Below are 390 nucleotides of genomic sequence, written 5' to 3' on the forward strand. Positions count from 1 at the left end.
GTATAAGTAAGAGAAGATAAGGATAGTGGTATCCTGAGTAGGGCGGGGCACGTGAAACCCTGTCTGAATTTGGCGGGACCATCCGCTAAGGCTAAATACTCCTGAGAGACCGATAGTGAACCAGTACCGTGAGGGAAAGGTGAAAAGAACCGTGAATAACGGAGTGAAATAGATCCTGAAACCATACGCTTACAAGCGGTCGGAGCCCTTTAGTGGGGTGACGGCGTGCCTTTTGCATAATGAGCCTACGAGTTACCGTTGCTGGCAAGGATAAGTGTTTAAGACATGGATCCGTAGCGAAAGCGAGTCTGAATAGGGCGCTATAGTCAGTAGTGGTAGACGCGAAACCGTGTGATCTACCCATGGGCAGGATGAAGCTGTGGTAACACA

At 49.5% G+C, this 390-nt stretch carries 1 rRNA gene; it reads left to right on the plus strand.

From position 1 onward, the window contains the following. Positions 1 to 390 (plus strand): 23S ribosomal RNA (locus IAI56_RS15960); the annotation flags it as partial.

It is taken from the genome of Flavobacterium macrobrachii (assembly GCF_014486675.1).
Taxonomy (GTDB): domain Bacteria; phylum Bacteroidota; class Bacteroidia; order Flavobacteriales; family Flavobacteriaceae; genus Flavobacterium; species Flavobacterium macrobrachii.